This is a genomic window from Bordetella tumulicola, assembly GCF_965138755.1.
Taxonomy (GTDB): Bacteria; Pseudomonadota; Gammaproteobacteria; order Burkholderiales; family Burkholderiaceae_B; genus Bordetella_A; species Bordetella_A tumulicola.
The window spans coordinates 547,169-559,587 of the sequence record NZ_CBCSFP010000002.1 but is presented as its reverse complement, the minus strand read 5'-3'; the positions used below and the strand labels follow the sequence as shown (position 1 = coordinate 559,587).

14 protein-coding genes are annotated in these 12,419 nt (G+C 57.1%); 3 read left to right on the top strand and 11 right to left on the bottom strand.

Annotation, left to right across the window (positions count from 1 at the left end; translation table 11 throughout):
• Positions 1-141 precede the first annotated feature (141 nt).
• Both ACNAZS_RS08270 and ACNAZS_RS08265 read right to left on the bottom strand, forming a co-directional pair.
• Positions 142-1,314, bottom strand: coding sequence for a thiolase (locus ACNAZS_RS08270; protein ID WP_415788083.1), 1,173 nt, complete (start codon positions 1,312-1,314; stop codon positions 142-144).
• Entirely contained in the window at positions 1,311-1,712 is a 402-nt protein-coding gene (locus ACNAZS_RS08265; RefSeq protein ID WP_415788081.1) for a Zn-ribbon domain-containing OB-fold protein, read from the bottom strand. The genes ACNAZS_RS08270 and ACNAZS_RS08265 overlap by 4 nt, the downstream gene beginning before the upstream one ends.
• Before the next feature lie 94 nt (positions 1,713-1,806).
• On the opposite strand from ACNAZS_RS08265, the gene ACNAZS_RS08260 reads away from it, so the two are divergent.
• Both ACNAZS_RS08260 and ACNAZS_RS08255 read left to right on the top strand, forming a co-directional pair.
• Positions 1,807-2,835, top strand: coding sequence for a LysR family transcriptional regulator (locus ACNAZS_RS08260; RefSeq protein ID WP_415788079.1), 1,029 nt, complete (start codon positions 1,807-1,809; stop codon positions 2,833-2,835).
• A gap of 47 nt (positions 2,836-2,882) precedes the next feature.
• Positions 2,883-3,413 (top strand): ureidoglycolate lyase, encoded by a 531-nt coding sequence (locus ACNAZS_RS08255; protein ID WP_415788077.1) that lies wholly within the window; start codon positions 2,883-2,885, stop codon positions 3,411-3,413.
• A gap of 25 nt (positions 3,414-3,438) precedes the next feature.
• Here ACNAZS_RS08255 and ACNAZS_RS08250 read toward each other — a convergent pair whose 3' ends face one another.
• From ACNAZS_RS08250 to ACNAZS_RS08225, 6 genes are all read right to left on the bottom strand, one after another.
• Complete coding sequence (locus tag ACNAZS_RS08250; RefSeq protein ID WP_415788075.1) at positions 3,439-4,149, bottom strand: HAD family hydrolase; 711 nt, start codon at positions 4,147-4,149, stop codon at positions 3,439-3,441.
• Complete coding sequence (locus tag ACNAZS_RS08245; RefSeq protein WP_415788073.1) at positions 4,140-4,616, bottom strand: YbaK/prolyl-tRNA synthetase associated domain-containing protein; 477 nt, start codon at positions 4,614-4,616, stop codon at positions 4,140-4,142. Before ACNAZS_RS08245 ends, ACNAZS_RS08250 begins: the two co-directional genes overlap by 10 nt.
• 98 nt (positions 4,617-4,714) lie before the next feature.
• Positions 4,715-5,698, bottom strand: coding sequence for a threo-3-hydroxy-L-aspartate ammonia-lyase (locus ACNAZS_RS08240; RefSeq protein ID WP_415788870.1), 984 nt, complete (start codon positions 5,696-5,698; stop codon positions 4,715-4,717).
• A 21-nt stretch (positions 5,699-5,719) separates the two neighbouring features.
• Entirely contained in the window at positions 5,720-6,691 is a 972-nt protein-coding gene (locus ACNAZS_RS08235) for an ornithine cyclodeaminase family protein (protein WP_415788071.1), read from the bottom strand.
• Between the two features lie 135 nt (positions 6,692-6,826).
• Positions 6,827-7,825 (bottom strand): Bug family tripartite tricarboxylate transporter substrate binding protein, encoded by a 999-nt coding sequence (locus ACNAZS_RS08230; protein ID WP_415788069.1) that lies wholly within the window; start codon positions 7,823-7,825, stop codon positions 6,827-6,829.
• A 40-nt stretch (positions 7,826-7,865) separates the two neighbouring features.
• The gene (locus tag ACNAZS_RS08225; protein ID WP_415788067.1) at positions 7,866-9,059 is read right to left on the bottom strand and encodes a M20 aminoacylase family protein; all 1,194 of its coding nucleotides are present in this window, start codon (positions 9,057-9,059) and stop codon (positions 7,866-7,868) included.
• Between the two features lie 203 nt (positions 9,060-9,262).
• Between ACNAZS_RS08225 and ACNAZS_RS08220 the strand changes: the two genes are divergently transcribed.
• Positions 9,263-9,895, top strand: a complete 633-nt coding sequence (locus ACNAZS_RS08220) for a helix-turn-helix transcriptional regulator (RefSeq protein WP_415788065.1) — start codon at positions 9,263-9,265, stop codon at positions 9,893-9,895.
• A 26-nt stretch (positions 9,896-9,921) separates the two neighbouring features.
• On the opposite strand, the gene ACNAZS_RS08215 is transcribed toward ACNAZS_RS08220, so the two are convergent.
• The 3 genes from ACNAZS_RS08215 to ACNAZS_RS08205 form a co-directional block, all read right to left on the bottom strand.
• The gene (locus ACNAZS_RS08215) at positions 9,922-10,260 is read right to left on the bottom strand and encodes a DUF1330 domain-containing protein (protein WP_415788063.1); all 339 of its coding nucleotides are present in this window, start codon (positions 10,258-10,260) and stop codon (positions 9,922-9,924) included.
• Between the two features lie 76 nt (positions 10,261-10,336).
• Complete coding sequence (locus ACNAZS_RS08210; protein ID WP_415788061.1) at positions 10,337-11,158, bottom strand: helix-turn-helix domain-containing protein; 822 nt, start codon at positions 11,156-11,158, stop codon at positions 10,337-10,339.
• A gap of 63 nt (positions 11,159-11,221) precedes the next feature.
• Positions 11,222-12,403 (bottom strand): MFS transporter, encoded by a 1,182-nt coding sequence (locus tag ACNAZS_RS08205; RefSeq protein WP_415788059.1) that lies wholly within the window; start codon positions 12,401-12,403, stop codon positions 11,222-11,224.
• Positions 12,404-12,419 lie beyond the last annotated feature (16 nt).

Genomic DNA, 12,419 nt, shown 5'->3' with positions numbered 1-12,419 from the left:
CCNCCACGACCATTTTCTGGACGCCACCCGGGCACTTTGCCATCACCGACCCGGTCGTCAAAATAGCCCCAATGGTCGCGACGACCCACAGCGTGCCTTGGATAGGCTTGCCCATATTTGTCTCCTTTGTTGGTTTTGTGTCTAGAGCGCTTGTTCGACGCCTAAAATCGCTGTGGATTGACTCGACAAGGTGCCACCATTTCCGTGTACAAGCGCCAATCCGGCATCGCGAATTTGTCGCTCACCGCAATCTCCACGCAATTGGCGCACGGCCTCGATCATCAAGAAAACGCCATACATGCCCGGGTGTACGCAGGACAAGCCACCGCCGTTAGTGTTGACAGCCAACTGCCCGCCAGGCGCGATAGCGCCATCGTCCACAAATCGCCCTCCCTCACCCTTCGGACAAAAACCCAAGTCTTCGAGGAACAGAATGGTATTGATGGTGAAGGCGTCGTATAGCATCGCTACATCCACATCGCGAGCCGTTACCCCAGCCATTTCGTAACAGCGACGACCGGATTCAAGCGCAGCGGTTACGGTCAGATCGTGCATAGAAGAAACTTGACGATTCCAGATCGCCGTCGCGTTACCGAGCACGTAAACCGGCTTGCGCGCCAGATCGCGCGCCAAATCGGCCCGAGTCAACACAAATGCGCCGGCACCATCACTGACCATGCAACAATCGCGCACCGTGAACGGGTCACATAGTGGTCGCGCACCATACACGTCATCCAGCGATAGCGGATCTCGCATCACTGCTTCAGGATTCAGCTGAGCCCATTTGCGTGCCGCCACCGCCACCTCGGCCAGTTGCTTGCGCGTGGTGCCATACTGATGCATGTGCCGATTGGCTGCCAATGCATAGGCTGCCACCGGCATGGGCGCCTCATAGGGTGTCTCGAACGGCTGCGGATCGAGAAACCGTCGCGTTTTGGTCAACTCGGCGCGGTTGAAGGTGGTAGTGCGCTGCGTACTGCCGTAACACACCAACACGTACTTGCATTGGCCCGACATCAGCGCGTGCATGGCCGGCAGCAGGTGCGCCACGTAGCTGGCCCCCCCGATCATGGAGCTCTCTACGAATGTTGGCTGTATACCCAGATACTCGATCACCGGCATCGCCCACATCGTGGCCAACGAACTGCACGTTGTAATGCCGTCTATATCTCTCAGACTCAATCCAGCGTCGGCGACGGCAGCCAACGCTGCTTGAGTCAGAATTTCCTGCTCGGTGTATCCAGTAGCCTGGCCCAAACCCGCCTGTCCCACACCGACCACCGCGGTCTTGCCTCTCAGATCGCGCAGATTCATGTCTGCACCTCCCGCGGATCAAAGACAATCCGGGCCGTCTCGCCCTCTCCTTCGATCCGGGCCCGTACAGGCATGCCAATGCGGACTTGGGAGGGCGGCACCGATACGACCTGCGCCATCATGCGCACCCCCTCTTCCAGATCCACCAGGCAAACGTTGTAGTCGCCTCCCTGTTCGGTTTTGCGATGCACCACGGTGGTGGCATAGACGACTGCCCGGCCAGACGGCTCCACCCAGTCCAGTTTTGCTGCACCACAATGTGGGCATACGCAGCGTGGATAGAACACGCCTTGGGCACATTCGCGACAACGCTGTATCTGGATGCGGCCTGAAGCCAGCGCGTCGAAATATTCACGCTCCGGTCCGAGTGGCGCCGATGTAGCGACTTGATTCTCCACCCTGCGTCTCCTTTTTTTTGCGCCGCCAATCTGGCTTCACATTTAAAAAGAGTGTAGGGAAATCCCCCTGAGGGATAAACTTGTCCGCGGCTAAATGACTTTTAACCTCAGGCTAAAAAAGCCGTTGCAACCAGAGACCCAATTCTTCACGATGTACGTATTGATCGATCACTTCAAACATGTACTGAACTTTGTGCGCGTGGCCGAGAGTCGCAGCTTCACAAGTGCCGCGGATCGGCTGGGTGTCTCTATCGCCTCCGTCAGTAAAAGCGTCTCTCAACTCGAGGCCCGATTGGGCGTCAAATTGCTGAATCGCACTACACGAAGCTTGTCGTTGACGGATGACGGCGAACTATTACTGCGACGCTGCCGCCAGATTCTGCACGACGTCGAGGCGACGGAGGCCGAAGTAACCGGCGCCCGTCTCACGCCAATGGGTAAACTTCGCGTACATGCCCCTGTCGGTTTGGGTCGCAAAGTCATCATGCCAGCGCTGCTATCACTGAACGAGAGGTACCCCCACCTATCGATCGACGCTGACTTCAGCGACCGCGTCCCTAACTTGGCCGACGAAGGCCTGGACGCAACCATACGCATCGGGCGCACAGCGGATTCGCGTGTCATTGCCAAAACGCTCACGCAGTTGCGGTATGTCACCTGCGCCAGTCCCGCCTATCTGGCCGCGCGTGGCACGCCAACCACACCCGCCGAGCTGGACCGTCACGACTGTCTGGCCTACGTACAGTGGCAGACGGGTCGCTATCACGAGTGGAGCTACGCCCATGGCAACGAGAGCTATGCACTGACACCGAGCGGAAAGCTGAACGTGAATCATCCTGAAGCCATCCTGGACGCGGTGATCGCTGGGGCAGGCATCGCCCGAATGGCCAGCTTCATTGCCGCGCCCGCTATCCTGGATGGCCGTTTGCAGTTGGTTCTGTCGGATTGGCTCGCCCCTGGCACACCGGTGCAACTGGTTTACTTACCCAATCGTCACCTGTCACCGCGCATCCGGGCTTTCGTTGACACCATTGCGCAGTCCATGCCGCCGTACCTTCCGTGGGAAAAGGAAATCGGCCTTCCGCCGCCAACCGGCCCGCTTGGCACTCGGAGTACGGGGTAAAGCCGATACTCAATATTCTGGTTTCTGAGACAGGTACCTATCAAGCCATGCCTACGACCCTACCTACCCAACCCATCACTCCCGCAGCATTTGCCCCTTACGGCTGGATGTTGGGCAAGCCCTTCCCCACGGACGCGGCAATTCCCGCGTTTACCAATCCCGCTACCGATTTTTGGCGCGAACATGTCTTCGATCCCGGGCAGGATGGCGAGCCCGAGATCCTTTGGGTCAACTATCGAAACGCGGACAACGTCAGCCAGTTGGAGAAACATCTACGAACCCAACAAGCCATTGTCCCGCTCACCGGATCAATCGTTCATATCGTCGCCCGCAGCGCGGCTGACGGTAGTCCGGATCTAACCACGCTCTCGGCGTTTATGGTGAGGCCCGGACAAGGTTTGTGTATGGCGCCGGATTGCTGGCACGCAAGCCGAGTGCAATCCGCAGAAGTCACTTGCCTGATGCTGACACGGCGGTCCACCACCATGGATTTGGTGGCGCATATGAATACAGGATGCGCCGCGCAAGAAAGTATGCTTGCTGCGGTACCAACTATTGAAATTATGGGCAATGGCTAGGAATGGCTGCACGTCAGGCAACCACCTAGTTTCGACCCAGCATCTCACAGAGCCTCGTCAACGTCGGAATAACGAGATGAGGCTCGCGCTGGATCCGCGGGGTCACGGCCTGCGTTGTAGACGGGTCACGAACCAGCCATGCTGCTTGCATACCGGCACCGATCGCACCCAGCACATCTGCCGCGTAATCGTCTCCGACATGGAGCATGCTTCGGGGGACTACATCCACCATTTGCGCCGCGGCATGAAAAATAGCCGCGTCTGGCTTGGCCACGCCCACGGTCGCTGCATGCAGCGTGCCTTTAAAAAAATGTGCGCCGCCAGTCTGCTGAAGATCCGCATTCCCATTCGTCACGGCGACAAGCGGAAATCGGGTGCTCAACCATTCTAGCGACGGCAGAACATCTTCGAAGAACTCGACTTTCTGTCGGGCAGAGAAAAAGATCCCATACGCCGTCTCGACAAGCGAGACATCCTCTCCGGCCTGCTCCAGCGCCATCTGGATAGATCCCAATCTCAAACGACGATAATCGCCAGCCAAGTCAGGGCGCACGGTTTCAAACTGGACTCTGAGCCGCCCGAGCGCCTCTCGCGTGGCCAAGACTCCGGCTGTTCCGGGCGCGTGCTCAATCAACCACGAGCGCAGGGCATCTTCGGCCCCTGCCACTGCTTGTGCAAACGACCATAACGTGTCGTCCAAATCCAGGGAAATGGCCTCGACGGCATTTAAGCGCATATGTCTCGTAAGGCCGGGTTTGCGATACGCACATAGTCGGTGGATCTCAACACAATCGATCGATCCAATCTGCCCGCGTTGAACGCAATCTCGTCGTACGTCTGTACCAGAGACGGATCGACGACCAGCTTGATGGCACTGGAAAACACAAAGGGCGGTATGGATCCGATGACACACCCGGTGGCTTGTTCTGCCTCCTGCGGCGAGGCAAGCGTCACTTTCTTCAAGCCGCCTGCCTCAGCAACCTTTTTAAAGTCGACTTTCTTGATCCCGGGTAACACGGCAAGAATCAATTCGCCGTCCCCACTCTTGCTCTTGCAGAGCATCGCTTTGGCCCCCTGGCCGGCGTCGGTGCCTCGAATCGCCGCGACCAAGTCCGAACGACCCTCCGCGGGATGCTCAATGATTCGAAAATCGGCCGAGTGTTTCTCGAGCAACTCGACAAGATGATCATAGACAGCGTGCATGATATGTATTGGCTCAAGCACCCTAAGCCGTAAGCGGCAAAGTACCGAGCCAAACCCTTTTCTTTTATTTTTAATTCAATGGATGAGCCGTGCCACGGTTATGCGCCCGACGCATTGCCGGACATCAGCGAGCAAAAGCGCTCCATATCCACGTTGCCACCACTAATCAGAATGCCAACCCGTTTGCCTTGGAGGGTGTCCTTCATTTGAATCGCCGCAGCCAGGCCCAAGCAACCCGTGGGTTCGGTCACGATCTTCATGCGTGTGGCCAAGAATCGCATCGCCTCGATCAATTGCGCGTCAGCGACAGTTAGTATGTCATTCACGTCGCGCTTAATGATCCCGAATGTGTATTCCCCGAGATGTTGGGTTTGTGCGCCATCTGCGATGGTTTTCGGTGTATCGATATGGACAATGCCGCCGCTGCGAAATGACTGCTGCCCATCGTTACCCGCTTCGGGCTCAACGCCATACAGCGTGCAATTCGGCGCGAGGGCCCGCGTGGCAAGTGCCGTACCCGACAATAATCCACCGCCGCCCAGGGGGACGAACAGGTAGTCCAGTTCGCCAATTTCCTCCAAGAGTTCCTTGGCAGCGGTGCCTTGGCCGGCTAATACGTCCGGATGGTCATACGGCGGGATGAGCGTATAGCCATGCTCTTGTGCAAGCTGGCGGCCGATGGCTTCGCGGTCGTCTTCGTAGCGGTTGTAGATCACGACAGTGGCGCCGTACCCCTTGGTGGCGGCGACTTTGGCCGCGGGTGCGTCATGCGGCATCACAATCGTCGCGGGAATGCCCAGCAACTGTGCGGACAGCGCGATCCCCTGTGCATGATTACCCGACGAAAACGCCACGACGCCGGCGCGTTTTTGTTCTGGAGAAAATTTTGCCAATGCGTTGAAGGCGCCACGAAACTTGAATGCCCCCATACGCTGAAAATTTTCACATTTCAGAAAAATCTCGGCGCCGGTCAGCGCATTCAGCGTACGGGACGTCAGGACGGGCGTGCGATGGGCGTGGCCGGAGATTCTAGATGCCGCGGCTTCGACATCGGCATAGGTAGGGAGAGTCATAGTCATCAGGATTCTTACACAATAAAAATATTACCAGGGCCAGGCAACGACCGTGCCATCATTCTTTTCTTTAGCTTGCTCATAGAGAAAGCGTCCGACCGTCAAGTCTTGTAGGGCAAGGCCCGTCATATCAAACACGGTGATATCTTGCATACCCCGCTCGAACGTGGCGCGCCCGGTGAATAGATCACCCATCTCGACAACGGGCAGTTCAGGCGCCCACTGACACTCACCAATGGACCGGGCCTGTGCTGCGTCGTCCGCGACAATTCTAGCGCGGTCAAGCACCCCGGCGGGCAGCTCTCGCTTGCCGGCGGTATCAGCGCCTACGCAAGTCACGTGCGTACCGGGCTGCACCGCATCGGCGCTAAACAATGGCCCCCCGCCCGGCGTGGCCGTGATGATCACATCACTCGCTGCCACGGCAGCGTCGCGGTCCCGCGCCAATGACAACTGGCACTTACCGGAAAACTCCGCCTCGAAATTCGCATCGGGTTCATTTGAAGCGCTTACGTAGCGTATCTCGCTCAGAGCCGGCAGGATACGTAACGCATAGCGCAGTTGCACACGCGCCTGCACACCCGACCCGAAGAGACAGAGTCGAGTGCTGTTTTTCCGGGCCAGTTGCGCGAGGCCCAGCCCGCCCGCAGCACCAGTGCGCGCTGTGGTGACCGCGTTTCCATCCATGAAACAGAGCGGACGTCCGGTGGAGGGATCTATCAGTACGATCGTTGCCTGGTGAGGTTCACCACCCTTTTCTCGATTGCCGGGCCAAAATCCCGCCGCCTTAAAGCCGAGCAGATCCTGGCTAGCGACGTCTCCCGACTTGATACCAAACACTCCACCGGTATGCAGCTTTTCACGAACCACCGGAAATACACGACCGGCACGCAGGCTGTGCAGGGTGAAAGCCTCGCGAACGGCAACCAGCACGTCTTCGGCTTTCAGTGCGGGCTCCACGTTGGATTTCGCAAGCAGGAGGACGGTTGCATTACTGGTCATAGGCCGATATCCATGAGTGTCACAAAGGGGGGATTTTCAGAGAACTGAGCGAAAAAATTGAATCCCAACCCGTATTGGCGAGATTCAATCTGTCTGAAACGATACGACTCATCAATATGAAGTCACTGGGTAAGCCTATTGGCTGACCGTGATCCCCGCGTCTTTGATGATGTTTTGATACTTAGCCGAGTCGGCCTTGATGTATGCGCCGAACTCAGCCGGCGTGTCTGGGGCCACGGCCATTCCCTGTTTTTTCAGATCTCCGATCACTTTGGGATCTTGCAGAACCGCGTTCAGTTCCTGATTCATTTTCTTGATAATGGACTCGTCCATCCCTTTGGGCGCCAACATACCGAACCACAAATCGAAGGCGTCATCTTTCAACTTGGCGTTTTGCGTCAATGGCGCAACCCCTGGCAGCGCATCGGCAGGCTCGCGCCCGGTGACAGCAAAGGCCTTGAGTTGGCCCGACGAAATGTAGGGCAACGCCGTGCTTAGCGTAAGGATGGACATGTCGACGCGACCGCCGATGACATCCTGCAAGATCGATGAAGCGCTGCGATACGGCACATGGAGAATATTCGCGCCGGTTTTCTTGTTGACATATTCCAGCAGTAGATGCTGTGGTGTGCCAACACCCGAGGTGGCGAGGCTCAACCCGCCAGCTTTCGTGCCCGCCAGTGCGAGCAGGCCATTCAGGTCATTGACGGATAGCTTGCTATTGCCTACCAGCACCATAGGCGAGGTCGAGATCAAGCCCACAGGGGCCAGATCCACCAGACCGTTGTATTTCAACGCAGGATTGACGGCCCAAGCAATGGCCACCTCGCTGCCGGAACCAATCATGAACGTGTAACCATCTGGTGCAGACTGCGCAGCGCGCGTCGCGCCGATAGAGCCACCCGCACCGCCCACGTTTTCGATCACAATGGACTGCCCCAAGCGCTCTGCCAACGGGGCCGAAACCAGGCGTGCGACAGCGTCGACACTGCCACCGGCCGCGTACCCAACCACGAGTGTGATTGGCTTTTCTGGCCAAGCCGCCCACGCCGATGATGCGGCGGCCAGAGACGCGGCGCCAACCAGGAATTTGAGAACGGACCGCCCTACGGACGGCCGAATCGACGACAGCATAGTTTTCCCCTTATGTAAACTTTTCGATGTCAAACTTCGCTTAAGACGTGCCCGCTAACTCTTGATCGACGACTGACAACCAGTACGCAATACCGTAGGGCAAGGCTTCATCATTGAAATCGTAGTTAGGCATATGCAGATGCCCGCCACCATCGCCGATGCGACGGCCATTGCCGATAAACATGAATGCACCGGGCCGCTTTTGCAGCATCCATGAAAAATCCTCGCCCGCCGTCAGCTGGGTCATCTGTCCATCGACCGCCTCGGCGCCCGAGACGCGAGACGCCGCACAACAAGCTGCTTGCGTCGCATCAAGGTCATTGACTACCGGGGCCGCGTTCCACCAGCACTTCACCTGCACCTCGGCTCCCACCAATTGGGCATGTGTCTGGGCCAAAGTAGTGATGCGTGATTCAAGTAGCGACTGGACAGCTGGCGAGAATGCCCGCATGGTCCCGGAAATCTTGAGTTCGGCGGGCATCACGTTCATGGCATTCGGATCGCCGGCATGAATATGTCCGACGCTAATAATCGCCGTTTCAGACGGCGCAACATTGCGAGCAACGATCGCCTGCAGACCGAGTACAAAATTCGCTTGTGCAACGGTCAGATCGGCCGCCAGGTGTGGCGTCATGCCACCGTGGCCACCCGAACCCCGAAAGGTCACTTGCCAACGGCCAGAGGCCGCCATGAAAGCATGCGGCCGAATTCCAAAACTGCCCACGGGCATGGTGGGATACGAGTGCAGTCCGAATATCCGATCGCAGTGAAAACGCTCAAAGAGTCCATCCTCGAGCATGGCAAGCGCCCCGCCACGTCCTTCCTCTGCCGGCTGAAAGATCAGATGGACGGTGCCATCGAAGTCGGGTCGCTTGGCCAACAATCTGGCGGCCCCCAGCAACATGGCCGTATGCCCGTCGTGGCCGCACGCGTGCATCTTTCCTATATGACGCGACGCATGAGGAACGTTGTTTGATTCAGTCATGGCCAACGCGTCCATGTCAGCACGCAGTCCAATGGTTCGACGCTCGGGATTACGGCCGCGAATGGTCGCGACCATGCCAAGCCGACCCACGCCGGTGGCCACATCGATTCCCCATTCGCGCAGGCGTTCGCGCACCAGTTCGGCGGTACGTGTTTCCTCAAAGCCGAGTTCAGGATTCGCGTGTATATCGCGCCGGATGGCAACGATGTCGTCAATATCTTGAGATGCGCGCTGCAGATAATCGTTCATGAACGTAAATCGAATATGGAGGGATAGTCATTTTTAGCATATTTGTCTTAATATAGACAAAACGTCGAATTATTAATAGGTCAGGAAAACCCGAACGCGGCGTCGGATCCGACCTGCATTCAGCGCTGCGAAGGGGTGACGCGCCCGCTACACTAGCCCTCATCATTTTCCGTTCGCCGGCTTTTTCTAGGTTTTCTATACAAATGGCAAAAGCAAAACTCACAGATGAGCAACAGATTATTCTTGATCAGGTCAAGCAGATTGCGGATGGCCTGGGCCAGACGTTAGCGCCCTTTGTCGAGGTGGTGGTGCACGATCTACGATCGCCTAAACACGCCATCATGGCTATCCACAACAATTTGTCTGGGCGTAATGTCGGCGACCCCGCAACGACGCTGGGTCTGGCGCGAATTGCCGACGATGACTACCCGCAGATTCTGGCGAATTACCCTAACGAGTTCGCCGATGGGCGACGAGCCAAGAGCACCTCTATTGGCATCAAGGGTTCCGACGGGCATTACTTTGCAGCGCTGTGCCTGAACGTCGATCTCACCCTCTTCAAGGGCTTCAATAGCATGATGGAACAGTTCGCCACCGTCTGCAGCGAACAAGTGGCAGAGTCTCTTGACCCCGCCAACTCGGACGCCGTACGGGCCCGCATCGACAGATTCGCGGTTGCTCTTGCTACGACGCCGCGGTCACTGAAAACCAGTCAGCGCCGTGAACTGATGCAGCAACTCAAAACAGAAGGATTTCTCGAAATCCGTCGATCGATGGAAATCGTTGCCCAACACCTTGGAATCTCTCGCGCCACAGCATATAACGACGCAAAGTAAAGAGTCGGGCTGACTGCTCGATGCGCCTACGTACTGGCCGCCATCTTTTCGACCAGCGAGAGTGCCGAGTAATTGTCCGACACGCCATCAACGAGAAACACCGCACCTTTCGAATTGCACGTTCGCAATGGGATCAGCTTGCGATAGGCCGGTGACGCATACCACTGCTGGGCCTGATCGATTGAGGGAAACTCGATAATCACGCAATCGTCATTCATCGTGCCCTCGATGATCTCGGCGTGAGTTCCATGCACGAGAAACCGTCCGCCGAAGGGCTTCATGGTGTCTTCAATGTTACTGACGTATTCGATGATTTCTGCGTTGAAATCTACGTCACGAAGCAATCCTATTGCATAAGCAGGCATACCGATCTCCGTGTTGAGAATGAACATTGGGTTCAAGCTCAGAATACGCAAGCCCGCCAATACTGTCGATTACCTCTCAGGTAATATTCTTGGGGCGCAGTAGTGCCTCGGTCTCCGAGTTCGCAGGATAGAACAGCTCGATGCACAGCTCTTGCAGCGTGATATCTTGCGGTGTACCGAATGTGGTTAACGTGGTGAACAACGAAAGGCGGCCCATAGGCAGGTCAAGAACGCAGGGGACCAGCAACGCTTGGGTATTTGCATACTGATCGTCGTCCCCCGATGCCAGTGCCGCCTGCACGTTTGGATACGCGAGGACTTCTACCTCTAACCGCAGCAGATCCGCATCATGACTGCTCTCGATGGCGGTGCGTAGATTACGCAATAGATGCCGCGCCCATTCGGCAAAATTCACAGTAACCCGCGCGAGGCCTTCCGGGTGTAACGAGGCGCGATAGACATTCAGCGACGGCTCGCGTAACGTCGAAGGCAACAGTTCGGCTAATGTCATTGCTGCGCTATTGGCTTGCACGACGTTCCACTGCCTGTCCAGCGCAAAGCCGGGATACGGATTGTGTGCCTCGAGCAGCCGGTTCAACGCCACGCGTACGGCATGCATGTCCGGGGACTGCAGCGTGCGCTGGGTAAATCGTGGTGCGTACCCCGCCGCCAAGAGAATTTGATTGCGGTCACGTAAAGGCACACTCAACCGCTCGGTAAGCGCCAAAAGCATATCGGCGCTAGGTTTTGAGCGTGCCGTTTCGACGAAGCTCAGGTGACGGCTGGAAATACCCACGTCTAATGCCAACGCCAATTGACTGAGATTGTGACGACGGCGCCAGCTCCGGATAAGCTCGCCCACTGAGGGGTTGGGTGACCCTGCGCTGGGCTCGGTCATATAAGGTCTCCTGGATACTCTCGGATCATTAGTGCCCGTGCGGCCTTTGAGCGACGGAACGGATCAGCCAATCGATGCTGCGGTCGGCGCCTTTTTATCGTTGTACCGTAGCCAAGCCAATCCAATCAAAATCGCCAACACCGGAATCAATGATCCTACGTTCAGAATCGTCCATCCCTTTGTCGTCACCAGCATTCCCGAGGTCAGCGAGGTCAGCGCCATTACGCCAAACACGCAGAAATTCATTGCACCCTGTGCGCGGTCTTTTTCTTCGGCAGTGTAGGTCGACAGCGACAGTGTCGTGCTACCGGTAAAGAGGAAATTCCAGCCTACGCCCAGCAGGAACATCGATGCGGTGAAATGATGAAGTTCCGCCCCCGACAGTGCGACGAAGATGCAGATCAAATTCAGTAAACCGCCGCACGTCATGACCGGCAATGCGCCGAACCGCTTGATGAGATGCCCCGTGAAAAAGCCCGGCGCAAACATGCCGATCACATGCCATTCCAGCACGAATGCCGCGTCGGAAAAGGGCATATTATGGTGTTGCATTGCCAATGGCGTAGCGGCCATCAGCAAATTCATGACCCCATAGCTGAGCGCCCCTGTGCCGGCCGCAATCATAAAGGCGGGTTGGCGAGCGATCAGCGCGAGAGAACGCCCGCCTGCGGCCGCCGTACGTGCCACGACCTTAGGAAAATCCATGCAGGCCAAGATCGCCATCGCGACAAGCGCGACCCCGACCAGAGCCAAATAGGCGCCGACGAACGGCGTGTCGAACAAATTTTTTGAGTAGGAAGCCAGATTTGGGCCCAGCACCGCTCCCAGCAAGCCGCCTGCCATCACGAGCGAGACCGCCTTTTCGCGCGCCTCCGGTGCCGAAAGCTCGGCGGAAGCGAAGCGATAAAGCTGACCGTTGGCAGAGTAATACCCCGCGATCATCGTCGCCGTACACAGCAGCCAGAAGCTTTGAATATAAGCCGCAAAGGCGCACAGCAGCGCGGATCCCAGCGCTACAACCAAACCCAGCATGAAACTGGCTTTACGGCCAAAGCGTTTTTGCGTCCATGCCACGGGCCCGGTGCACAACGCGCCCCCCACGACATAACCCATCACCGGCAGCGTCGCCAGCCAGCCAAAAGGCGCGAGTGTGAAACCCACTAGGCCGTTGACAGCAATGAACGTGACATTATTGGTCAGGAACAAGCCCTGCAGAATAGACAACAGCCAGAGGTTTCGATTCATTTTGCCGAAATGGTTG